Origin of the sequence: Rhodococcus sp. Ni2, from assembly GCF_021352185.1 — a bacterium.
Lineage (GTDB): Bacteria > Actinomycetota > Actinomycetes > Mycobacteriales > Mycobacteriaceae > Rhodococcus_F > Rhodococcus_F qingshengii.
The window spans coordinates 1,528,377-1,551,448 of sequence record NZ_WOXZ01000002.1; the positions used below are offsets into that span (position 1 = coordinate 1,528,377).

The 23,072-nt window shown below is 61.3% G+C and carries 23 protein-coding genes; 11 read left to right on the forward strand and 12 right to left on the reverse strand.

The genetic code is table 11. The features are described from left to right. Window positions 1-36 precede the first annotated feature (36 nt). The gene (locus tag GN300_RS20665; RefSeq protein ID WP_003940790.1) at window positions 37-993 is read left to right on the forward strand and encodes a R2-like ligand-binding oxidase; all 957 of its coding nucleotides are present in this window, start codon (window positions 37-39) and stop codon (window positions 991-993) included. A 9-nt stretch (window positions 994-1,002) separates the two neighbouring features. On the opposite strand, the gene GN300_RS20670 is transcribed toward GN300_RS20665, so the two are convergent. Continuing rightward, a complete protein-coding gene (locus GN300_RS20670; protein WP_007727481.1) occupies window positions 1,003-1,641 on the reverse strand; it encodes an HD domain-containing protein in 639 nt (212 codons plus the stop codon). A 125-nt stretch (window positions 1,642-1,766) separates the two neighbouring features. Between GN300_RS20670 and GN300_RS20675 the strand changes: the two genes are divergently transcribed. Continuing rightward, window positions 1,767-2,723, forward strand: a complete 957-nt coding sequence (locus tag GN300_RS20675) for a GlxA family transcriptional regulator (RefSeq protein ID WP_007727480.1) — start codon at window positions 1,767-1,769, stop codon at window positions 2,721-2,723. Here GN300_RS20675 and GN300_RS20680 read toward each other — a convergent pair. Next, on the reverse strand, window positions 2,708-3,553 hold the full coding sequence (locus GN300_RS20680; protein ID WP_054188135.1) for an alpha/beta hydrolase: 846 nt from the start codon (window positions 3,551-3,553) through the stop codon (window positions 2,708-2,710). The genes GN300_RS20675 and GN300_RS20680 overlap by 16 nt on opposite strands. Before the next feature lie 128 nt (window positions 3,554-3,681). Here GN300_RS20680 and GN300_RS20685 point away from each other — a divergent pair, with 128 nt between their 5' ends. Genes GN300_RS20685 through GN300_RS20695 form a run of 3 tightly spaced genes read left to right on the forward strand, consistent with a single transcriptional unit; the run spans window position 3,682 to window position 5,716 of the window. Further along, complete coding sequence (locus GN300_RS20685) at window positions 3,682-4,185, forward strand: hypothetical protein (protein ID WP_037129197.1); 504 nt, start codon at window positions 3,682-3,684, stop codon at window positions 4,183-4,185. 9 nt (window positions 4,186-4,194) lie between these two features. Continuing rightward, window positions 4,195-4,767, forward strand: a complete 573-nt coding sequence (locus tag GN300_RS20690; RefSeq protein WP_003940957.1) for a YdeI family protein — start codon at window positions 4,195-4,197, stop codon at window positions 4,765-4,767. Between the two features lie 58 nt (window positions 4,768-4,825). Further along, window positions 4,826-5,716: a sucrase ferredoxin gene (locus GN300_RS20695; RefSeq protein ID WP_063316687.1), complete on the forward strand. Its 891-nt coding sequence runs from the start codon at window positions 4,826-4,828 to the stop codon at window positions 5,714-5,716. 54 nt (window positions 5,717-5,770) lie between these two features. On the opposite strand, the gene GN300_RS20700 is transcribed toward GN300_RS20695, so the two are convergent. Then, the gene (locus GN300_RS20700) at window positions 5,771-6,754 is read right to left on the reverse strand and encodes a hypothetical protein (protein WP_063316686.1); all 984 of its coding nucleotides are present in this window, start codon (window positions 6,752-6,754) and stop codon (window positions 5,771-5,773) included. 76 nt (window positions 6,755-6,830) lie between these two features. Between GN300_RS20700 and GN300_RS20705 the strand changes: the two genes are divergently transcribed. After that, window positions 6,831-7,412 carry a GNAT family N-acetyltransferase gene (locus tag GN300_RS20705; RefSeq protein ID WP_007727469.1) on the forward strand — a complete coding sequence of 194 codons (582 nt, stop codon included), beginning with the start codon at window positions 6,831-6,833 and terminating at the stop codon, window positions 7,410-7,412. 13 nt (window positions 7,413-7,425) lie between these two features. Here GN300_RS20705 and GN300_RS20710 read toward each other — a convergent pair whose 3' ends face one another. Then, window positions 7,426-8,040 (reverse strand): NAD(P)H-dependent oxidoreductase, encoded by a 615-nt coding sequence (locus GN300_RS20710; RefSeq protein ID WP_063316685.1) that lies wholly within the window; start codon window positions 8,038-8,040, stop codon window positions 7,426-7,428. 76 nt (window positions 8,041-8,116) lie between these two features. Here GN300_RS20710 and GN300_RS20715 point away from each other — a divergent pair, with 76 nt between their 5' ends. Next, window positions 8,117-8,692 (forward strand): TetR/AcrR family transcriptional regulator, encoded by a 576-nt coding sequence (locus tag GN300_RS20715; RefSeq protein ID WP_042449699.1) that lies wholly within the window; start codon window positions 8,117-8,119, stop codon window positions 8,690-8,692. A 2-nt stretch (window positions 8,693-8,694) separates the two neighbouring features. Here GN300_RS20715 and GN300_RS20720 read toward each other — a convergent pair whose 3' ends face one another. Next, window positions 8,695-9,618, reverse strand: coding sequence for a LysR family transcriptional regulator (locus tag GN300_RS20720; RefSeq protein ID WP_063316684.1), 924 nt, complete (start codon window positions 9,616-9,618; stop codon window positions 8,695-8,697). Between the two features lie 81 nt (window positions 9,619-9,699). Between GN300_RS20720 and GN300_RS20725 the strand changes: the two genes are divergently transcribed. Then, window positions 9,700-10,689 carry a threonine/serine dehydratase gene (locus GN300_RS20725; protein WP_082845812.1) on the forward strand — a complete coding sequence of 330 codons (990 nt, stop codon included), beginning with the start codon at window positions 9,700-9,702 and terminating at the stop codon, window positions 10,687-10,689. A 153-nt stretch (window positions 10,690-10,842) separates the two neighbouring features. After that, window positions 10,843-12,468, forward strand: coding sequence for an amidohydrolase family protein (locus GN300_RS20730; RefSeq protein ID WP_007727452.1), 1,626 nt, complete (start codon window positions 10,843-10,845; stop codon window positions 12,466-12,468). Window positions 12,469-12,561: 93 nt separating this feature from the next. On the opposite strand, the gene GN300_RS20735 is transcribed toward GN300_RS20730, so the two are convergent. The 4 genes from GN300_RS20735 to GN300_RS20750 all read right to left on the reverse strand — a co-directional run bounded on the left by GN300_RS20735 (window position 12,562) and on the right by GN300_RS20750 (window position 17,794). Beyond that, window positions 12,562-13,704 (reverse strand): MFS transporter, encoded by a 1,143-nt coding sequence (locus tag GN300_RS20735; protein WP_230691667.1) that lies wholly within the window; start codon window positions 13,702-13,704, stop codon window positions 12,562-12,564. Between the two features lie 295 nt (window positions 13,705-13,999). Further along, window positions 14,000-15,196, reverse strand: coding sequence for a serine hydrolase (locus GN300_RS20740; protein ID WP_233405676.1), 1,197 nt, complete (start codon window positions 15,194-15,196; stop codon window positions 14,000-14,002). A gap of 99 nt (window positions 15,197-15,295) precedes the next feature. After that, entirely contained in the window at window positions 15,296-16,480 is a 1,185-nt protein-coding gene (locus GN300_RS20745; protein ID WP_007733647.1) for a serine hydrolase, read from the reverse strand. A 228-nt stretch (window positions 16,481-16,708) separates the two neighbouring features. Then, window positions 16,709-17,794: a serine hydrolase gene (locus GN300_RS20750; protein ID WP_233405677.1), complete on the reverse strand. Its 1,086-nt coding sequence runs from the start codon at window positions 17,792-17,794 to the stop codon at window positions 16,709-16,711. A gap of 298 nt (window positions 17,795-18,092) precedes the next feature. Between GN300_RS20750 and GN300_RS20755 the strand changes: the two genes are divergently transcribed. Further along, window positions 18,093-19,265: a sensor histidine kinase gene (locus GN300_RS20755; protein ID WP_233405678.1), complete on the forward strand. Its 1,173-nt coding sequence runs from the start codon at window positions 18,093-18,095 to the stop codon at window positions 19,263-19,265. Beyond that, window positions 19,262-19,990: a response regulator transcription factor gene (locus GN300_RS20760; RefSeq protein WP_007727444.1), complete on the forward strand. Its 729-nt coding sequence runs from the start codon at window positions 19,262-19,264 to the stop codon at window positions 19,988-19,990. Before GN300_RS20755 ends, GN300_RS20760 begins: the two co-directional genes overlap by 4 nt. Before the next feature lie 96 nt (window positions 19,991-20,086). Here GN300_RS20760 and GN300_RS20765 read toward each other — a convergent pair whose 3' ends face one another. From GN300_RS20765 to GN300_RS20770, 3 genes are all read right to left on the reverse strand, one after another. After that, window positions 20,087-22,081, reverse strand: a complete 1,995-nt coding sequence (locus GN300_RS20765; protein WP_063316682.1) for an SDR family oxidoreductase — start codon at window positions 22,079-22,081, stop codon at window positions 20,087-20,089. 50 nt (window positions 22,082-22,131) lie between these two features. Continuing rightward, entirely contained in the window at window positions 22,132-22,254 is a 123-nt protein-coding gene (locus GN300_RS29775) for a hypothetical protein (protein ID WP_003940840.1), read from the reverse strand. A 284-nt stretch (window positions 22,255-22,538) separates the two neighbouring features. After that, window positions 22,539-23,006, reverse strand: coding sequence for a hypothetical protein (locus tag GN300_RS20770; protein ID WP_231915037.1), 468 nt, complete (start codon window positions 23,004-23,006; stop codon window positions 22,539-22,541). Window positions 23,007-23,072 lie beyond the last annotated feature (66 nt).

Here is a 23,072-nt window from a genome sequence, read left to right on the forward strand (position 1 = left end):
GGGGCATCTGTCTTCGGTTCGGGAAGAAGGAATGTCATGACTGTCACCTCGCCGGGGCGAGAAGGTTTCAGTTCTCTTCGGTCGGGAGGGTTGAACTGGGATTCGTTCCCACTCCGATTGTTCACCAAGGGAAACGCCAAATTCTGGAACCCAACCGACCTCGATTTTTCGCAGGATGCTCGTGACTGGCAGGAGCTGACCAGCGAACAACAGCGCAGCGCCACCTTCCTGTGTGCGCAGTTCATCGCCGGTGAAGAAGCCGTCACCGAAGACATTCAACCGTTCATGAAAGCAATGTCGACCGAGGGACGATTCGGCGACGAGATGTACTTGACGCAGTTCTGTTTCGAGGAAGCCAAGCACACCCAGGTGTTTCGGCTGTGGATGGACGAAGTGGGATTGACCAGTGACCTGCATTCCTACGTCGCTGACAATCCGTACTACCGGCAACTGTTCTACGAGGAGCTGCCGTCGTCGCTACGCATTCTCGAGACAGACCCCAGCCCGGTCAACCAGGTGCGTGCCAGCGTCACGTACAACCACGTCATCGAGGGCAGTCTGGCGTTGACAGGTTACTACGCCTGGCAGAAAGTTTGTGCGACGCGCGGAATCCTCCCTGGCATGCAGCAATTGGTGCGAAAGATCGGTGACGACGAACGACGGCACATGGCTTGGGGAACGTTCACCTGCCGAAGGCACGTCGCCGCCGACGATCACAACTGGGACGTCGTCCAGCAGCGGATGGGTGAACTCATGCCCATGGCCCTCGGAATGATCAACTGGGTCAACGATCAATTCGAGGTGCAGCCGTTCGGTTTGGACAATCAGGAGTTCCTCGAGTATGCCGCAGACCGTGCGCAGCGCCGACTTTCGGCGATCGAGTCTGCACGCGGGCGCGACGTCGCCGAGATCGACCTCGACTATTCGCCGGAGACCCTCGAGGAAAAGTTCGGGGCAGAAGATGCCGCTGCGATGAGTGAGGCGGCCAAATGACTGCGAATTCTATTGGGGCCAAGCCGAGTTCTGGATGACCTCGACAAAATCGATGTGCCGAAATCCCGGCACGAAATGTTCGAGTACGTCAGCGTTCACCGTCCCGAACGTGCTTTCGGGACGGTGCTTGAAGCCGTCGGTGAAGGCCTTCAAGATCTGATTCTTGAAATCCGGACGGGGGTGGGCCGCGGTGACGGCGTCGATGTCGGCCTGGTCGAGTTCGCTGTATCCGATTCCGAGTACATCGGTCTCCACACCCGCTGTCACCAAGGCGATTTCGGGCTCCAGCCGCGAGGGGACCTCGGGCGTCGTATGTAGAGCGATGCCTTCCCACACTTTGCGGATGTCGGTTTCGTCGACTTCGTAGCCGGTGAGGAATCGCCGCGCTTCGTCCGCGCTGTCCAATTCGAATCGCGCCGTACTGTCCCGGAATTTCTCGGTGAGCCCCAGGTCGTGAAACATGGCGCCGACGTAGAGCAATTCAGGGTCGGCGTGCAGTCCCAAACGCGCGCCTTGCAGCGATCCGAAGAGGAAGACGCGTCGCGAGTGGTGAAACAGTAACTCGGACGCCGTATCTCGGACGAGTTCGGTGGCGTCGGCAGCCATCTTCGAATCGGGGATTTTCACACCGGCAATGATCGTGTTCATCGGTACCTGCTCTGCTCGTCGCTGCTGCGAATTTCTCGGTCTGTCCCAGTGTCGGTCGAGCACGCACGCGGGCGCACCCTGATCTCGGCCATACTGTCCACAGATCAGGACGAAGGGGAGCGATCGTGACCGCAGTGCATCGAGTTGCCGTCCTGGTGTTCGACGGCGTCAAACTGCTCGACGTCGCAGGTCCGAGTGAGGTGTTCGCAGAGGCCAATCGCGGCGGAGCGAACTACGAGTTGGTGATCTGCTCGGTAGGTGGACACGATGTCGACTCGTCGACCGGCATGCGCATTCCGGTCGACTGTGACGTCGCAGATTCCGGTTCCTTCGACACGTTGCTGGTCATGGGTGGCGACGTGTTCCCGTCGATGCCGGTGAGTCCGGAATTGCGTGAGGCAGCGAGCGATCTGGCGAGACGTTCGGGTCGGGTTGCCTCGATCTGTACCGGGACATTCATCCTGGCGGCGAGTGGACTGCTCGATGGACGCCGCGCAACGACGCATTGGCAACACACGGCAACGCTGGCGCGCGCCTATCCGCAGATCACGGTAGTTCCCGACGCCATTTTCATCCAGGACGGCACGGTGTTCTCGTCTGCGGGTGTGACCGCCGGGATCGACCTCGCGCTCGCATTGCTCGAGCGAGATCATGGTGCAGAAATGGCCCGACGTGTCGCACAGCTTCTGGTGGTATTTCTCCAACGTCCAGGTGGGCAGTCACAGTTCTCGCCGTCGTTGAGCGGGCCGCGGCCCCGGGTGCCCGCGCTTCGCGCAGTGGTCGAGGCGGTGGCCGCCGATCCGGCGGGGGAGTACTCGGTCGACGAACTGGCTGCCCTGGCGCACCTGAGCCCACGGCATCTGACGAGGCTCTTTCGGGAAGAACTCGGTACGACGCCGGCCAAATACGTCGAGTTGATCCGTTTCGACTCCGCGAAAGCGCTCCTCGATGCCGGCCACTCGGTGACCGAAGCCGCGCAATTGGCGGGATTCGGCAGTTCGGAATCCCTACGACGAGCATTTTCGACGCATCTCGGAATCTCGCCGCAGGTGTACCGCCGTCGTTTTCAAGCTTTCGGCTGAGACTGACTTTCGTGCTTGCCTTGCGGCGGGCTCATGCCCTGCTTGTCGAGCCAGGCAAGGCTGTAGTCCGCGATCTCACGCCAGCCGTGGTCGATGGTCAGCGAGTGACCTCGATCGCCGAAGACCTTGTATTCGTTGATCGTCGGGGCTTTGGCGTACTTCTTGAACGAGCTGTCCGAACTGGCTTTCGGGACTGTGCGATCCTTGCCGCCGCCGATCATCAGGAGTGGCCCGCGGCGAGCGTTGAAATCTACTGCAGCGGGGCTGTGGGGCGCGAAGTTGGCGAGTGCTGCCTCGAACAACGGCCGACCAGGGGCGGGAATCGCATACTGCTCGAACAAGGCGTCGGACTCGTCCTTGGACACGGCGCTGGCGAAGGACTTGTGGAACGACTCTCTGTTGTGTGAGTACGCCTTCCGGTAGTTCCCGGGGTTGGACAGGACCGGGAAAACACTGCCCAGTTGAACGAGGGGAAGTTTCAACACCCCTTTGGGCTGAGCCGGGTCGATGGCAATTGCCGCGGTCGCCAGCTTCTGGCCCAGAAGTTTCTGCGCGATCAAACCTCCGAACGAATGCCCCACCACGATCGGTGGTTCGTCGAGATCGGCTATCACCTTGGCGTAGTGATCCGTCACGTCCTCGATGCCGTGTCCCGCGATGTCTTCCGGGTGTTCACGCGTCTCACCCACGGTCGACGCGTCCCCTGGCCACCCCGGCGCCATCGTGGGGTATCCCTGCGCGCTGAAAACCTGCGCCCAGGGGTCCCAGGTGGTCGGGTGCATCCAAAGTCCGTGGATGAACAGAACAGTCGGGTTGGACTTGGGCGACATGCGCGCTCCCCGCTATCGGACCGATGATCGATACGGGATGCCCGCTTTTTACAACCTCATTCACATTCTCGGCGAGCTCTTCCGTCGGGCCGTTCCGTTCTGTTGTGCGAAGATGGCACGATCGTGGAATGGCACCAACTGGATCTGCGAAGGCGATGGCACTGTGGACCACCGCTTTTGTTGTCTCACAAGCGAATATTGCTCGCCTACTCGGGCCGGTGGCTCCCAAAGTATTGGAAGTGCAGACGGCGTTCTCCGCTCGCCGGTACGTCGAGATCTTGGACTCCATGGACGAAGAGGCCACGGCACGATTTCGTAGTCACTACTACCCCGACTTCGTACATCCCGCGATCTACGCGATGGCTTTGCGGTCAGCGGGCACGAGGCTCGGGGAGCGGGTTCCCCTTTCCCCGGCAACTCGGCGCGCCCTTGCCGTAGTGCCGGTACTGTCGGCGGCCGGCGACTACGTCGAGAACGTGGTCGGACTCCATTTCCTCGATCATCGCGACAGGATCACCGACTCGAGGGTTCGCGCCGCTTCGACCGTCAGTATTGCCAAATGGGTGCTCGCACTCGGAACTCTCGGATATTTGTCGCAGGGTTTTGTCAGAGTATGGGTATCGCGAAAATGAGGAGCACTGATGGCAGTCGAACTCGATACCGAATACTTCGCTGACGGAGCAGAGTTCCGTCGATGGCTGTCCGAGAACCACGAGGTGGTCCCCGGCCTTTGGCTGAAAATGGCCAAGAAGACCTCGTCGCACAGTTCGATCGACTACGACCAAGCGTTGGACGTTGCCCTGTGCTTCGGCTGGATCGACAGCCTCGCACGGCGAATCGACGACGATTTCTTCGTACAGAAGTTTTCGCGACGCACCGCGCGGAGTCCGTGGTCCAAACGCAACGTCGAGATAGTCGCCCGCCTCGACGCTGCGGGACTTCTCGAGCCTTCCGGCATCGCCGAGATCGAGAAGGCCAAGGCCGACGGTCGATGGGATCGCGCGTACGAGGGATCAGCCAAGGCCGAGGTCCCGAAAGACTTTCTCGATGCGCTCGCGGAAAACCCGAAGGCTCGTGAGTTCTACGCGACGCTCAATTCCACCAACCGATTCACCATCGCGTACCGACTGCAGGAGGCAAAGCGTCCGGAGACGCGAGCCAGGCGGATCGAGAAGTTCGTGAACCAGCTTGCGGAGGGCAAGAAGTTCTATTGAGCTGCCGTGTCACTGGGCCACAGGGACTTGCGAATCGACACCCAGCGAGGCTGACACAATGGGCCTCGTGATCGAAGCCGAAACCTGTTCCGCACTGTCTGCTGTCGATGAGCCGCTGGCAGGCAGCGCTGCCGTCGTGCGGGGCTGGGTATGCCTCGAATTCAATGCCGCGTGGGGTCGTGACGTGTTGGACGGTACGGCCTTGGGGGAGGAGCTTGCCGCCGAGCTGAGCCGCCGAGCCGATGCAGCGAACGTACGAATCATGTTCGTTCGGCGACCCGGGCGCACCGATCCGATGACTGATGGACACACCGTCCTGCTTGCGCGCTCCGATCCGAGCGACTCATGGTGTGAAAGGTTGCACATCGATTCGCCGATGGAATTACTCGACGTCGATTTCTTCTTGTTGGATGGGCCGCCACCAGGACTGGGCGAGCAAGTGACCGAGCCAGTCGTATTGGTTTGCGCACACGGCAAGCGCGACCAGTGCTGCGCTGTATTCGGCAGGCCGATCGCCGCAGCGCTGATGTCGTCCTTCGGACCCCAGGTGTGGGAGTGTTCGCATACCGGCGGGCACCGATTCGCGCCGTCGATGATCCTGTTGCCGAGCGGCAATACGTACGGCCGTCTGTCGGCAAGTGAGAGTGTCACGGCCGTGGAGGTGGCTTCCCGAGATCAGGTCCATTTGCCAGGCCTGCGTGGACGGAGTTGTTGGTCTCCTGCGGGGCAGGCTTCGGAAATTGCTGTGCGACAGCAAATAACCTGCGGAATCGACGACTTGGCTGTCATCGAGCAGGCGAGTGACGGGACATGCGTCGTCGCACATGTGGACGGCCGGCAATGGGCCGTGGAGACTGCAGTCTCCGAACTCGCGCCGCGTCCACCGAGTTGCGGCGCGGCGCCCAAGCCGGTCAGGCCGGTTGTCGTCACGTCGATTCGAGACCTGTGATTTCATCGTCGGTTTTCTACGATCAGTCTCGATGAACTCGGGTGTGGGTCATCGCTACTGCAACAGGAGCGCAATGACTGCGGGCGGTAATTGACGTTGTCCGAGGAGGTTTACGCGTTGGCATCCGTCGAGTTCGACTGCCATCCGCGTGCCGCCCGATCCGTCGGGACGAAGTACGTCGATCGAAGCGATGTGATGGGCGACGAGATCGCATGGGCCTGCAGGTGGCGCGGTGGATGCAACCTCCATCAGATCAGTACTCTGCTGGCGTGACAAGCGGATTCGGGACTCGGGCAGCGGCGGTTCGGTGGAATAGCGGCACACCAGTAGTCTGCCGACGTCGGAAATCGGTGTAGCCAAAGCTGTTTCCGTCAGTGGGCGCGCGTGAGTGTCTTCGTGTTCTGCCATGCGACTCATGTCAGCTTCAGTGGTCGTCGCGAACGGTTGTCCGATCGACTCCGCGCAGGTTCCGGCGTCATCGGAGGAGATGTCGTCGACCGGATGCTGCGCGCGGCTGATCTCATGTAGTTGGCTCAGGGCTGCGTGTGGTTTCTCTTGCAGTCCGCAGGGCGCGGTCGGCCAGGTAGGGCGTATGGCTGCTCCTGCTTCGTCTACCAGCCACAAACCGGCTGGCGGGACGAGACGGTACGCGCAGTCGGCCCGGACGTTGGCAGGAAATCGACGAGACTGTTCGCGGAATGCATCGTCCACCGCGTGGATGTCCCCCTCGAGGCGTATGGAGTCGATGGTCAACCCACCGTCGGACGTTTCTCCGCGTTCGCATCGAACAACGGCAACGGGGCTGAAATCAGGAGGCGGGTAACCACTTCCCTCGGGGCGAAGTGCGATGCTGCTGTCGCGTGCCTCGGGGGCTACGAGCGCGGCGGTGATATCAGGGGCGAGGCAGTCTGCCCGATCGACCGCCGTCGCGACCGGTGGAGTGAAAGATTCATAGTCTCGAACGCCGGTCCAAACCAACGCAACGGCGACGACACTGACGACGACGATAAAGACCCCAGCTGTGAATCGTCCACTCATACATCGACACTATGTGCTTTTGCGATGGATTGAGGCGAAGTCTCGACCATTGCGGGTGCGACGTAGCATCGCTGCTATGACAGTCGATTTGGTTGCGCCTGACGAGGCCTTGTGGGTGTCCTGGTTGGAGTCGCGTGACGAGTGGGGTGGACCGCAGGCGGATCAGCCCGGTTCGGCGTTGGGAGTTGCGCAACGTCTGGATCTCGACCTTGCGTCACGCGATGGATTCGGGCAGTGGGTTCAGGAGTTGTTGGCGCAGCCCGAGGCGTTGCCGGGGCCCGACATTGTCCCGGCAACCAACTGGTGGATCGTGCGAGACGGCAGGTATCTCGGTGCTATCCAGTTGCGACACAGCTTGAATGAGTTCTTGGCGGATCTTGGTGGTCATATCGGCTACGGGATTCGGCCGTCGGAACGGCGGAAAGGGATAGCGTCGGCTGCTCTGCGGGAAGTGCTCACGTATGCCGGCGACCCGGTGGGGCTCAGTCGCGTCCTGATTACCTGCGACGAAACGAACGCGGGTTCGCGTAATGTTATCGAAGGGTGTGGGGGACTTCTCGATAGCGTGCGCCCAGCTGATCAGTTGTCGCGCAACCTCGGCCATTCGGGAGACACGCTTCGCTACTGGGCGGCCACGGGCCGGTCAAGCGCCAGTTGACCGTTTTTGACCGTCAACGGGAAGTCGCGGTCGCAGGGTAGGCGACACGGGACGCGATGCTTTCGCTGAGGTCGTGGATTTCTGCGGCGAGGACGCCTCGGCTCTTCGTGTCCGACTCGTGAACGAAGGTTGTCGATCCCAGTGTGGCACCGCAATATTCGATGATTCCGCGTTCGATCTGTGTCCGGAAGGCCTCGTACACGCCGTGTCGGTCGAAACTCTCGGCGTCGTCACCTGCGACTGGAATCAGGTGGACGGTGAGTCGGTCCAGTTTCTTCACGAATTCGCTTCCCGGGGTGAATTCGTAAGCCCATCCGCTGACGAAGACTCGATCGATCCAACCTTTGAGTAGTGCGGGCATCGACCACCAGTACATCGGAAACACGAGAATCAGATCGTCTGCACGATCGATTCGCTCCTGCTCGGCTATAACGTCGGCCGGGGGAGTCCCTTTGCCGCGGAACAGGTTCACATCGGCTTCGGCGAATCGGGGATCGAAATTCTCGGCATGTAGGTCCGCGAAGTCGACGTCGCCGCCCAGGTCGCGGATCGCGTCGGCGGTAGAACGGGCGACATGCTGGGTAAGTGACTGGGGATCGGGGTGGGAGACTACGACGAGTGTGGTCATGAGCGTCCTTCGGTAGATGGTGCGCTTATGTACTAAGAGTAGGTTACTATTGGTATATAGCGCAAGGAGGTGTCCGATGGCACGTACGAGACTGTCGCGAGCCGGCAGGTACGAACAACTCGTGGAGGTGTCGTGGGCGTTGGTGCGAGAGGAGGGTGCGGACGCGCTGACCCTTGGTCGGTTGGCTGAACGTGCCGGCGTTGCAAAGCCAGTTGTATACAGCCATTTCGCCTCTCGCGCCGCGTTGTTGGCAGCGCTCTTCAAGGAATTCGACGATCGTCAGACGGTGATGCTCGAGGAGTATCTCGATGCCGCGGATGAGTCTCTGAACGGACGCGCGAATGCCATCGCCGACTCCTACGTCGGATGTTCGCTGGCGCAGGGGCGTGAACTGACGGGTGTGCTTGCAGCGCTGGAGGGTTCGCCCGAGCTGGAGCGGGTCAAGCGTGAATCGGAACACGCCTATTCCGAACGATGTCGGGAGGTGCTGACTCCCTTTGGTGCGGGCGGAGGACTTGCGCAACCTTCGATGACCGCAATATTCGGTGCTGCAGAGGCACTCTCGCATGCGGCGGTAGCGGGAGCGCTCTCGCCCGACGATGCTCGAAGCGAACTTGCCGCACTGATAGTCGCGGTGGTCGGCCGGACCTGAGGTCACCGGTTATCTTGGTGCCCATCCAATTCGACGCGCTCACGCATGGATTCGGATATCGCTGTCAGAGTTCTGACGAACGCGTCGATCGCGGGAGCAAGTGGAGGTTTGCCGTAGGTTGCGACGGAGACAGTGCGTCGCTCGCCGGGAATGCGGTGTGCGCGGATACTCGGGTTCTGATGTGCCTGGAGGGCGAGGGCCGGAAGGGTGCTTACCCCGCTTCCGGAGGCGACCAGGGCTTGGACGGCGACGTAGTCGTCGGTCTCGAACTCGATCCGCGGAATGAATCCAGCTCGATTGCAAGCGGTGAGGAGGTGGGCTCGGCAGCTCGGGCAACCGGCAATCCAGGTCTCACCGGCGTAGTCCGTGATCTCGTTGGCGGCATCTGCATTCCGCGTAGATGTGATCAGGTACAACGGATCTTCCAGCAAAGTCGTCTGCGCGACCTGCTTGAGCCCGACTTCAGGGGTGTCCTCGTGCGCGAAGACAACAGCTACGTCGACATCGTTGTTACGAAGCAGTGCAAGTGCTTTGGGTGGTTCTGCATCAACGAGGCTGATGGACACATCGGGGTACTGGGACGTGAACGCTGCCATCGCCTGCGGAATCAAACTCGCCAGGGCTGACGGGAATGCGGCCAGTCGTACCCGCCCGGCCCTCAGTCCTGCGTACGTCTGGACTTCGGCTACCGCTGCGTCGACGTGGCCGAGGATCTCGGTGGCTCGCCGAACCAGCACTCCGCCGGCGTCCGTCAGGCGCAGTCCACGACCCGCTCGCTGGAACAGTGGAACCCCGACTTCCGATTCGAGCTGTCGAAGGTGGTGACTGATGGAGGGCTGCGCGTAACCGAGAGAATCGGCGGCGGCTGTCACCGATCCTTCCTGTGCAACAGCGACCAGGACCCTCAGCCGAATTAGATCGAGCATGCCAAAATCATAGAAGATTTCGATGCTTTGGACGAAAACACGTATTGGATCTATGAATCGGTGTTTGGCAGGGTGAATCACATGGCACCGGCATCTGATCTCACGGCATCAAACCAGCTACATCCACCCGTATGGGCAGACATCGAGCGTGCCAGTCAGGTCGTCCGTCGGCATCTACCGGTCACGTCCCTGATATCGCACCCGACCTTGGGTGCGGGCTCGTGCAGCCAATTGTTCGTCAAACACGAGAACGTGCACCCCACGGGTGCGTTCAAGGTTCGCGGCGGACTGAACCTGGTGGCAGGACTGGATGAGGCGACGCGGGCGCGGGGGATTGTCGGCTACTCGACCGGAAACCATGCTCAGTCCTTGGCGTATGCCGCAGCGGGTGCGGGCGTGCGGTGTGTGATCGTCATGCCGGTTGGGGCGAATCCAGTCAAGGCTCACGCTGTCCGCATGCTCGGAGCCGAGCTCATCGAGCACGGTGTGAACTTCGACGAAGCACGTGCTCACGCCGATTTCATCAGCGAACGTGACGGCCTGCGTCTCGTGAGCGCCGCCAATGAGCCGGCAATCCTCGCCGGTGTTGCAACGGCCTACGTCGAACTCCTCGAACAACAACCTGATCTGGACGCGGTGGTGGTCCCAGTCGGTGGCGGCAGCGGTGCGGCGGCGGCGTGTCTCGTCGCCAGTGCGCTTGCACCGCACCTCGAGGTGTTCGCAGTGCAGTCTGAGGCCGCACGAGCCGCACATGACTCGTGGAGTTCCGGCACGTGCGTCGAGCGCCCGAACACCACCCGGGTCGAGGGGCTTGCGACCGGTGCCGGGTTTGCACTGACACAACGTGTCTTGCGTGAACGGCTAGGAGGCTTCCTGCTCGTCACGGATGACGACATCACCCTCGCGCAGCGGGCGTTGCTCTACGACGCTCACACTTTGAGCGAAGGTGCCGGTGCGGCCGCACTTGCTGCGGTCTATTCGCATCCGAACACCTTCGCTGATAAGCGCGTTGCTGTTGTCTGCACGGGCGCCAATGCCTCCGAGAGTGAGATCCGCAGGGTCGTCGGCTGACCGATGGCATGATCGGAACCATGGGCCAGTTTGGTAGGGCGGCACCAATTTTGCATCGCGTATGTGTGTCTGGAACAAGATTTCGCTTCCACGATTCAGCAAAGTGAACAGGGTCGCATCTCGCGACAGCAAGGCCACCGTGGAGGAGACGTGATGCTGCCGACAATCGTCGTTCGGGACGGGACTGTGCTCGATGGTAGAGGGAGCCCGCCCAGGAAAGCGGATGTTGCGATCTCCGGTGACACGATCGTGGAAGTCGGAACGATCGGTGCTGTGCCGGGGGCGATCGACATCGATGCTCGCGGTTGCATGGTGGCTCCCGGTTTTGTGAATGTGCTCAGCCATAGTTACCTCACGCTGCAGCAAGACCCACGAGGATTGTCGGACTTGTATCAGGGGGTCACAACCCAGGTCTTCGGTGAAGGCGTGTCTCTCGGACCGGTCACGGGTTCGATGACTCCGGCGATGCTCGGATTGGGCGCGATTCCAACTGGGGTGCAATCACATTGGCCGAGGTTGCATGATTTTCTCGAATCCTTGGAGACGAACGGCGTCGGTTTCAACGTGGCGAGCTTCGTCGGCGCGGCGAATCTGCGCATGGTGGTTGCGGGTGTGGACAATCGCCTGTTGAGTGAACAAGAGCTGGCCGAAGCGTGTGCCCTGCTCGACGAGGAGCTTGAAAATGGAGCTCTCGGAGTGGGTTCGGCTCTGATCTATCCACCCGGAAGCTATGCGGATTCCGGCGAGTTGCGAGCATTTTCGCAGGTGCTCGCCAGACACGATGCCGTCCATATCTGCCATCTCCGAAGCGAAGGGCAGAGGTTTCTCGAAAGCATCGAGGAACTGGTCGATATCGCTCGAACGACAGGAGCGCGCGGGGAGATCTACCACCTCAAGGTTGCTGGTAAGTCGCACTGGCACAAAATGTCCGAGGCCTTGCAATTGGTTGAGTCGGCTCGCGAGGACGGTGTGCGAATCACCGCGGACGTATATCCGTACGAGGCGGGGAACACGCTGCTCAGTGCCGCGTTGCCACCGGAGTTTCGGTGTCGTGACACGACGGCCGGGCGCACGCACCTGAACTCGACCGGTGTCCGAGAGCAGATCCGCGAGAGGATCCATCGTGAGGACGAGGACTGGGAGAATCTCTACGCTGCGTCCGGAGGCGCCGATGGGGTGACGATCTTGTCCGAGGTACCGGCACTCGGGATCCGAGCGGGGGAAGCTCTGGGATCTATTGCTCGGAGGATGGGGCATCATGACCCGGTAGACACCATACTGGCTGTTCTCGACGCTCTCCCCACAGCCGAGGCTGCCTATTTCATTGCGTCGGAGGACAACACGCGAACTGCCTTCGAGCGTCCCTGGGTTTCGGTTGGTTCCGATGCCGATGCTCAAAGCACGGAGACCCTTTTCGCGGGGCAACCCGTCCACCCCCGTTCATTCGGAACTTTCGCCCGTATTCTGAGCCGCTACACCCGCGGCATTGGCGGGCAATCAGTCGAGGAATGCGTTCGCCGAATGACCAGCCTTCCTGCTGAAAACTTCGGTTTGGCGAAGCGGGGCTACATTGCGCCAGGGGGATACGCCGATCTGGCGATCTTTGACCCCTCGCAGGTAGAGGATCTCGCGACATACGACAACCCAAGAGTGTATGCGACCGGAATGCGGCACGTTGTGGTCAATGGGCAACCGGCACTGTCGGACGGGGTGCCGACGGGGATGCTTGCAGGGCGCGCACTTCGGCGCTCGCGCAACGGGTTCGATGCAGTGAGGTGACGAGCTGGCACCGGGGTCAGCTCCGGATCGGCGAAGCGGCCACTGCCGGGAACGACCCTTCAGCGGCCACTTCGCCGGACCACGTGAGAGCCCTCAGAATTTCGCCGGGGTTTGCGGAACGATCATGGCCACCAAAGCCGCCGCAGCCGTCGCGCCGACCAGGACTCCGAACGCGGCCATGTACGAGAACTGGTCCACCATCCATCCCATCACGAGGGGGGTGATGAAACCGGCGAGCTGTCCACAACCGTTGATCAAACCCATTCCGGAACCGAGGAATTCGGCAGGCAATGCCCGCAACGGGAGGGCGAAGATCGACATCGAGCACAGTCCGCTGACGCCCATCGCGAGGGTTTGATAGAACGTGAACATCGCGACGGTATCGGTGGTAGTCATCAAGAACAGCAGAATGGCGGAGGTGGCCATGCACGGAACGAGCAGAATGCGCGCGCTGTCGTGAAAGTACTTGTCCACCAGACGTCCACCGACGACGATGGCCAATGCCGTGACGATGAACGGGATCGCCGCGAAGATTCCCGTATCGATCAGCGAGAGCCCCTTTTCGTTGAGGAGGTAGCTCGGCACCCAGGTCAACAGCCCATATCCGGCCATGTTGGCCAGGCAGAACAGAAGTGCGAACTTCCAGACCGAAACGGACTTGAATACCGCGGCGCGTGAGTGTTCACTGGCGAGCGGTTGCAGTGCGGCCTCCGGATCTTCCGTGATCTCTGTGTCCAACGGCGCCGGGAGCACCAACCAGACGACTGTGCCGATCACGGCGCCGACTATGGCCACCAGCCAAAATGCGTCCCGCCAACCGACGGCCATGAGAACTGGGGCGATGATCAATGGTGCGATGCCGGGGCCCAGGTTGTTTGCACCGATCATGAAGCCCATGGCCGTGGCGCGAGTTTTCGGACGGGTTCGCTCAGCCAGAGCTTTGAACGACGCTGCTGGGAAGAGGCCCTGGCTGAGCCCGAACATCGCACGCATGACCATCAGCGAGACGAGTCCCCAGGCGAATCCTGTCAGTGCGGTGAACACCGACCACAGGATCAACGCAACGATCAATAGTGGCCGGGGTCCGAATCGGTCGGCCAGCATGCCGCCGGGGACCTGCCCGAGCATGTAAAAGATGGCGAAGATCGACACGACTCCGCCCAATTGCGTATTACTGAGGGAGAATTCGTCTCCGATCATCGGCAGTGCAAGCCCGATCATCACGCGATCTATCATGTCGATCATCCAGATCGTACTGAGCAGCCCAACAGTCATAGTCGTTGTTCGACGAATTGACTTGTTGTCCAATATTTTTTGTATCGACTTGCCGCCGCTATGCGAGGGTTCCTCAACTGTGGCGCGTTCCGACTTCATCATGTCTCCTGAATTGCGTTGTGCCGCATGGACTGATGAAGTGTGGCAGCGGACACGTTGGCCGCATTGGTCCGTTCGGCCAATAACCGACCGAATGTTTCGTCGGGCGGTACAGCGTCACTCGGGTGAGATTCCGGGTGACGCTGTCACCAGAGCTTTAACTGCACAAAGCTCTGTCCACGGTGTCTACGACGTGTTGCGTGGCGGACGCAGTCGTGGGAAGAGCAGTCACCGCAAGGTTTACGGCGCGCCCGTTGTCGGTGATGCCGCCGCGGGTCTCGTAACCGACTATGTCGCCGCCATGGCCCCAGTAGACCCCGCCGCACGAGAGAGTCCTGCTGGTGAGGCCGAGGCCGTACTCGAGTCCGGTGGGCCCGCCGACGTGGACGGTGGTACGCATCTGGTCGAGTTCGGCTGCGGGGAGCAGTCGTCCGTCGAGTAGCGCGTAGAGGAACTGGTTGAGGTCCGAGGTGGTGGAGATCAGCTGCCCTGCGGCCCATCCCCACGACGGGTCCATCTCTGTGACGTCACTCAGTGGGCTGTCTGGTGCGGTGCGGTGGTATCCCTTGGGATGGGGACCCCGGATGGTCATGTCTCCCGGGGATGGGAAGTAGGTGTCGCGCAGGCCGATCGGCGCGAAGATACGTCGATTCATCTCCTCGGCGAGGGGGCGGCCGGTAACCTTCTGTACGAGTAGGCCGGCCAGAATGTAGTTGGTGTTGCTGTACCCCCAACTCGTTCCGGGCGGTGCGTCGGCGGGGTGTTGGAACGCGACGTCGAGCAAATCGTGGGGGTCGGCGTAGCGGTATCTGATCTCTTCGTCATTGACGTGTATTCCGTAATCGGGGAGTCCGCTGGTGTGTTGGAGGAGTTGGCGGATGGTGATGTTGTGGCCGTCGATCCCGTCTCCGCGGACGAGTCCGGGTAGGTAGGTCTCGATGGGGGTGTCGAGTTCGATCTTTCCTTCGGCGACCAGTTGCAGGACCACTACTGCGGTGAAGGTTTTGGTGTTGCTGCCGATTCGTATCTGGCCGTTGGGGGGTACCTCTGATCCGGTGGTCAGGTCACCGACTCCTGCGGTGTAGTTGCGGGAGTTGCCGTTTCGGTCTTGGATGCTTGCGAGGGCGGCTGGTAGTCCGTCCTCGCTCATCAGCGCGTCGAGGGAGCGTTGAACCGCGTCGGACTCGGTGGAGGAAGAACCGACGGTATCGGGACTGAGGGCGGATGACGGCGAGCAGGACGCCAGCGTCATGGCACCGAGGGCCGCCGCGGCAACGACCGAAAAGGTCCGGTGCCGTTTGCGGTCCTGCCGGCGATCTGAGGAAGGGAAGCCCTTTCGAATATTGTTACGCATCAGTAGAACTCCTGAGGATTGGTAGGTTCGGGACATCGTTCGCTCGGGAAGAATTGTTGTTCGATGTTGCGTGCGAAGTCGTGCACGAACATGTTTCCTTCACTTCTCGCACATCGCTGCGTCGACAACTCGCTGTGCTGCTACGAAGGCGTCCTCGCTCATCGGGATGTGATTGAGGGTGAGAGTCACAGCGCGTCCTGTGGTATCGACTCCGCCCGAGGTGCCGAAGCCGGGAATTCCGCCGCCGTGACCCCAGATCTCCTTCCCGCAGGAGCTGTTCACGCGGACTAGTCCGAGTCCGTAGCTGTCCTGCGGGCTCCTGTCGAACGGCACGGTGTGTTTCATCTCGGCGAGCCTGTCATTCGAGACGAGATCGCCGCGTAGCAAAGCCGTGAAGAAAGTGTTGAGGTCGGCGCCCGTTGCGACCATCGCACCTGCGGTGTCGGCCCACGACACGTCGCCATCGGTGACATCGACCTGAATGCCGTCAATCGGGTGATAGCCCTGTGCATGAGAACCGCGGATCTGTGTCTCGCGGGAGGCGGGAAAATAGGTGTCCATCAGTCCGAGCGGATCGATTATGCGGGTGGTGATCTCCTGCGCGGCAGGGCGTCCTGTGACCTTCTCGATGAGCATCCCGAGCAGAATGTAGTTCGTGTTCGAATAGACAGCCTTGTCTTTGGCTGCCGGGCCGGGTGGAAGAGACATCGCGATATCGACCAGTTCAGTGGGGGAGAAGTGCTCCGGTGGTTGTGCGCTTGTCCCCACCAGCAGCTGGCCGGGCTTGATGTCTTCCGGCCGTGCTCCGCCGGCGGCGAGGTAGTCCGTCAGTCCACTGGTGTGCTGCAAGAGATCTCGAATGGTGACTCGGTTGCCGTCGTTCCCGTTGCCTACGACCGTTCCGGGCAGGTAGTGCTCGATGCTCATATCGAGGTCGAGCAGTCCGTCGTCGACGAGTTGCATGACGACGGTCGAGACGAAGGCCTTTGTGTTGCTGCCGATTCGGACCCGCGCATCATCGGGGATAGGCTCGCCGGTGGCGGTGTTTCCCATTCCTGCACGAATGATGCGAGTGCCCCGCGACGGGTCGGAGATCACGAGTTGTGCGCCGGGGATCCCCTGCTCGATGACGCCGTCGAGCGCCTGTTGCACGGCAGCGTCGCTTTGCCGAGTGGAATCAGTGGAGTCAGTGGTGTCACCACATCCGCTCACGCCCAATATGAGGGCTGCAGCGGTGACTGCCGGAAGCACGGTGAGCAGGGGGCGACGTCGAAGGGTGGTCATTGGTTGTGGTCTCCTGTTCGTCGAATCTCGTGGTGAGTTCCACATGCAGAGAACAGTATTGACGTGCGTACGCGTCCTCCATGGTGCGAAGTGCAGTCTCTCGGTGGTGCGTGCCGGAGCGTACGGGGTGTAGCTGGCTGCACCTCGGAGTCCGGCGTCTCGCGGCCGATACTGTCGGTTTGACGAGCTATTTCGGAGTAGGCGGCCTTTGGTGATTGACAGGAGGCCTCAGCGACAAAGGGCGATATCCACCGCGTGTTCGAGTTTTCTCCGGGTGGCGTCGTCGACTACTTGCATGCTGACCGCGATGTTCGCTTCGCGTCCGTCGTCGGTAGCGCCCCCGCGTGTCTCGTATCCAGGGAAACTGCCGCCGTGGCTCCAGGACAGGCCGCCACACGGTAGCGGGCGGCTGACCAATCCAAGTCCGTAGCGGGCATCGGGTCCGAAGGTTTCCTCCGCGGGGACGGTAGTGCGCATCTGGTCGAGTTGGGCTGCGGGGAGCAGTCGTCCGTCGAGGAGTGCGTGGAGAAACTGGTTGAGGTCCGAGGTGGTGGAGATCAATTGCCCTGCGGCCCATCCCCACGAGGGGTCTATCTCTGTGATGTCGACGGGAGGCGCGTCCGATGACTCCCGGTAGTAGCCGCGGGGGTGAAGTTCCGAGATCTTCTCGTCGTATGGTTCAGGAAAGTATGTGTGCTGCAGATCGATCGGCGCGAAGATTCGCCGGTTCATCTCCTCGGCGAGGGGTTTTTCAGTGATCTTCTGTCCGAGTAGGCCGGCGAGGACGTAGTTGGTGTTGCTGTACTTCCAACTCGTTCCGGGGGCGAAGTCGGCAGGATGTTCGAGCGCGATGTCGAGAAGTTCGCGTGGGTCGTAATATCGGACTTCGTCTTCCAGGTAGTTGCTGTAGTTGGGGAGTCCGCTGGTGTGTTGGAGGAGTTGGCGGATGGTGATGTTGTGGCCGTCGATCCCGTCTCCGCGGACGAGTCCGGGTAGGTAGGTCTCGATGGGGGTGTCGAGTTCGATCTTTCCTTCGGCGACCAGTTGCAGGACCACTACTGCGGTGAAGGTTTTGGTGTTGCTGCCGATTCGTATCTGGCCGTTGGGGGGTACCTCTGATCCGGTGGTCAGGTCACCGACTCCTGCGGTGTAGTTGTGGGAGTTGCCGTTTCGGTCTTGGATGCTTGCGAGGGCGGCGGGTAGTCCGTCCTCGCTCACCAGCGCGTCGAGGGAGCGTTGAACCGCATCGTGCCGCGCAGCGACGGTATCGGCGGACGACGAGCACGCACCGAGGGTGACCACGCTGAGAGTCATTGCGACGGAACAGAGGGCGCGGTGCCGTTTCCGGCTTTGTCTTTGGGGTGAGGGAGGCTGGCCCTGTCGACTGTGGCGGCGCATCAGTAGAACTCCTTGGAGAGATTGATCGGTCTGGACACGATCCTGTCTGCTGGAGGATTGGTCGCGCATCGCTCCGACGCGGGAAAACCATCTCCCTCGATCGGGGGAGGCCATCGCCGAGCGGCCCAGTCATACTTGTCGAATCATGATCACCGGACTACGACCGCTGATGCGGGGCTCTACATACTCAGCTGTACTTTTCGCCTTTTGTGGTGTGTTGGCAAGCCTGCCACTTCTGGTGGTTGCGATGTTGCCTGCTCTCGCGTGGCAATCCGCACCCGAGTTCGTCCGGGTGCTTTCGGTCCTGCTCATATGGGTGACTTTGGTAGGAGCACTCGGCCTGGTGCATCCTGTGCGACGCGCGCTCATCGTTTCTGCCCGCCGACTGCTGCAGGTGTCGCTGCCGAGTCCAGCGCTCGGACACCGTACTCCTAACCTCTCGGACATTGATCGCTGGCGGGCCCCGCTCTGGATTGTCCTGCATGTCATGGTGGGTTGGCTGGCGGCGCTCGCGACCAGCGTCCTTTTCATCATGGGGATTTCGCTCCCGGGGAACTGGCTCGGCGGCACGGCGCGAATCAGTCTGTTCGATACGTCGGTTGACGTGACGGGTGGATGGACCTGGGTCGTGGCGGCCGGCTGCCTCCTGCTTGCGGTAGGAATTTGTGTCCTGGTGGCAACACTGCTGAGATGGCTGGCGCCACGACTGTTGGGGCCGTCCACGGCTGAACGGCTCGCGCTGGCGGAAGAACGTGAACTGCAACTGGCCGAACGTAATCGGGTCGCTCACGAGTTGCACGACTCGATCGGACACACGCTCACCGCCGCCACGATCCAGGCGGCGGTGGCCGGCGAGGTGCTTGCCTCCGATCCTGCCGCAGCGAGGGCCGCCATGCGTAGCATCGAGGAGTCGACACGGGCAGCGCTCGAGGACCTGGACTACGTACTGGGTGTACTTCGCGAGGAGAGGCCTGGGGCTGTACCTTCTCGGACGCTGTCGGACTTGCCTGCGTTAATTGATCGGTTGCGGCATGCGGGGGCGGTTGTGGAGGTGAACCTGTCGGGTGACCTTTCACAGATCCAGGGGACACTCTCTCGCGCGGCGTACCGGATCCTGCAAGAGGGGACGACCAATGCTCTGCGGCACGGGGACAGCGGGCCGATCGAAATCACGGTGGCAGTCGGCTCGGAGAGCGTCGAGCTCAGAGTGGTCAACAGCATCGGGGCAGTGACCGGGGGAAAGGCAGACGTAGTTCGAAGATCAGGGCGCGGCCTGGCAGGTTTGGCCGAGCGCGTGCGACTCTTGAACGGTGAGTTCAAGGCTGGACCGGACGGAGCCCGGGGCTGGCGATTGAGTGTTCAGTTGCCGGTCCGGGTGGCACGATGACCGAAGCCAATTGGAGTGAGGACGCCGCCAAACCTGCAAGCATGCCAGTCACCCTGCTGATTGCGGATGACGACGACGTTACCCGCAGCGGCCTGCGTATGCTGCTCGCAGCTCAGCCCGGGATTGTGGTCGTCGGCGAGGCTTCCGACGGTATCGAAGCAGTGGAGCTTTCGCGGCAACTTCGTCCGGATGTGGTGCTGATGGACGTGCGGATGCCGCTGCGCAACGGAATAGAGGCAACTCGGCACCTCCAGGCCGAGTGCACCGAACCGCCGAAAGTCTTGGTAATCACCACTTTCGAAAACGATGGCTACGTCACGGCCGCACTCAGTGCGGGCGCGAGTGGCTTCGTGCTGAAGCGGCTCCCAGTCCCGCAGATCGCAGCGGCAGTACGTGTGGTGGCGGCGGGCGAAGTGATCCTGTTCCCTGCCGCGCTACGCCGGATGGTTACGCCCCGCCCGTTGGTCTCCGCTGAGGCGTTCCCGAATGCAGCGCTGACAGCAAAGGAGGAAGAGGTATTGCGGTTGATGGCCACCGGGCTGTGCAACTCGGATATTGCTCAGGTTCTGGTTGTGAGCCTGGAGACAGTGAAAACGCATGTCGGGAACGTGCTGGCAAAGCTCGGTGCTCAGAATCGGACGCACGCTGTCGTCATCGCCTACGAGTCTGGTCTGGTGGTCCCGGGGTCAGGCACCGATACGGAACCCTGTGCAACTGGCGGTTGATTGATTTTGTCAGCGTGACCCGGTGAGGATTCGCCGACTGAACCTACAGATCCGTTCCTCTTGCCGAAACGCTCCGAGACGAAGTCACACCACCGGTCACCAGTGCGTACCGGGCACGAGTCGGGCGGCACGACGGCCGAGTTTGCGGATGCGCGAGCGCGAGTGGTGCTGTCGCGCCGGTGTTGCCGGAGCGTCTGCCGGAGTTTCCTTGTCTACCTGACCCTTTGCCGCCGGAGAATCGGGGAAGGCCTGGTACATCTGGTTGAAAATTCGGTCCTTGGTGTGCGGTGCGAACAGGGTTCCCAGATCACCCAGGGTTCCCAGTGGTACGTCGATGCGTTTGGGGCGGTCGATCAGCGCGCGGATCACCATTGCCGCAGCCTTTTCCGGGCTGGTGATCGGGCCGTTGTTGTATTCGCCGGTCGGAGCGATCATCGGTGTTTCGACCAGCGGCATGTGGATGGTCGTGAAAGTGATTCCGTCCGCCAGGGTTTCAGAGGCGGCTACGTCCGAGAAACCGTCGAGGGCGGCCTTGCTCGCCACGTAGGCCGAGAATCTAGGCGTTGCCGCCTGGACTCCCGCGCTGCTGATGTTCACGATGTGGCCGAAGCGGCGAGAACGCATGGTCGGTAACAAGGCGAGCACCAATCGCACAGCGCCGAAGTAATTCACGGCCATCGTTCGTTCGTAGTCGTGGAAACGATCAGTGGAGTGGTAAATGCCGCGCCGGATGGATCGGCCGGCGTTGTTTACCAACATGTCTACGTGATCGTGTTCTGTCAGAATGCTTTTGATCGTGTGCTGGACCGACTCGTCGTCGGTGATGTCGCAGGGGTAACCGAACGCCTTGCCTCCGGCTGATCGAATCTCCTGTACTGCGGCATCGAGTTCGTCGGTGCGGCGTGCGATCAGGAGAACGGTGGCGCCCTTCTGAGCGGCGGCAATGGCCGATGCCTTGCCGATTCCGGAAGAGCCTCCGGTGATCAGAACGATCCGACCCACGAGTGGTCCTTCGGGACTGTTACGTCGTGCGCGATTGGGATCGAGGTTTGCGCGCCAGTACTTCCACAACACAGTGGAGTACGACCCGAACTCGGGGACCGCCAGTCCCGATCCGGCCAGGGCGGCAACGGTTCTCTCCGAGGTGAAGGTCGGCGCCATCGTCATGTTGTCGAGCAATGCTGCAGGCATGCCGATGCGATCGAGGAAGACCTTCCGCGCCGATTCTGCCGAATCCATCGGCAATGGCGAGACAAAGGGTTTGGCGATCACGCCCGGCAGGCTGAGTGCGGGCCGGGGCGCTCCGGCGGCCTTGGCGAGTCCGGCATAGATTTCGCGTACCGGTTGAGGTTTCGGATTCACGAGATGGAATGCTTCGCCGTCGTGGCCGGGCGCGTGCATCAATTCGACGAGGGCGGCGGCTACGTAATCGACGGGCGCCACATTGGTTGCGCCGAGGTTGGGGATCGGGACGGGGAGTGCTGCAGGTAGTTTCGCGAGTAGCGCCAGTCCTGGAAACAAGTAGTACGGACCGTCGATCTTGTCCATCTCCCCGGTGACGGAGTTGCCGACCACGGCAGACGGCCGATAAACACGCCAGGTGAGGCCTTCTCGTTCTCGAACGAGCTTCTCGGCCTCGAACTTGGTTCGGTGGTAGGGCGTCGGAAAGCCTTGGCCGCAATCGAAATCGGTCTCGCTGAACGTGCCCGGATAGTCGCCTGCGACTGCGACCGATGACACGTGATGAAGGGTGGCTCCCAGTTTCGCAGCAAGTTCGACCACGGAGCGTGTGCCCTCGACATTCGTCGAAGCCTGCTCGTCTCCGGCGGTGATGTCGTAGATCGCGCCGAGGTGAAGGACGTGGTCGGCAGGTGGGGGAGAATCGATGCCCAGCCCAGGCTCGGTCAGATCTCCAATGAGCGGATGCACGCGATCGCCGCCGGGAATTGCCGACACCTGTTCTTCGAGTTTGGCGACAGAACCGGCTCTGACCAGCACATGGATCTGAGCAGTTTGATCACGCTCGAGCAGGAGTGGCAGTGCAGCTCGTCCGAGAAATCCGGTACCGCCAGTGACGATGTATGTGGCCATAGTCGGTAACTTACTCCAAAGTAAGATCAGCGGCTAGAGGGAAACGAACATCAATGCGTCATGACCCCGTCCTCGGCGTCGAAGTCGATGCCCGCGGAGATGATTCCGGAGAACAAGAACGCGACGGCAAGCGCAAGAGCGGGGATTGCAAGGATCCATTCGAAAATTGTCATGCTCCAAGTCTGACGAAATCAGCTTCGGAGAACATCGCCCTGCGGAGCGATTTAGACGATCGGGCAGTCATCCTCGAGGACGACTGCCCGATCAGGGAAATCCACTAGGTCTGTTGCTGAAGAGTTTCGGGCGCAGTGGGGTGCGCGCTCGTCCTTGCGTCGCGTGACGTGATTTCGGATGAGATGTGGGCGGCCGTTGTTCCGAGGGTGTGAAGGCCATGCGCCGTCCGCCAGTAGACCGGCGCACCATCGTCGAGGCGATGGAGTGGCCAGGCCGGCAAACCCTAGGCCGGTTCAGCGCCCGACAAGTCCTCGACCGCATACGGGGTCGTTCCTTCGAACAGAACACCGATCCCGAAAGGATCGGCCATCTCGAGCCTTGACTCAGCGAACCGCAGCAGCCAGGTTCCGTCAGCCCAGATCACCGCCTCAGGTTCGCCGAACAGTGACTCCGTGGCGTCCAACTCCACGAGTTCGGAGTGGCGGAGGCCGAACTGTGGCCCACGCAGCTGTTGACGCAGGTAATCGGCGGCGACTTCGGCAAACTCACCGAACCGGGCCATCACGGTCGCAGCGAGCTCACACACCGCAGACTCCGGCACGGTGGCCGGCTCGATAACCAGACTCACCGGCCTGGAGTCACCGACCCCCTGGACATCGATGATCGATGTCCAGCACGCCAACGAATCGTCCGAGTCGACACGCGAAAACACTGCTGAGCCGACCACAACACTCTCAGGTAAGTCATCCACGACCCCTAGTCAAACACGGCTCTCCGCAGGATCCCAGGCACTCTTCAGCGACATGATCCAGTCGCG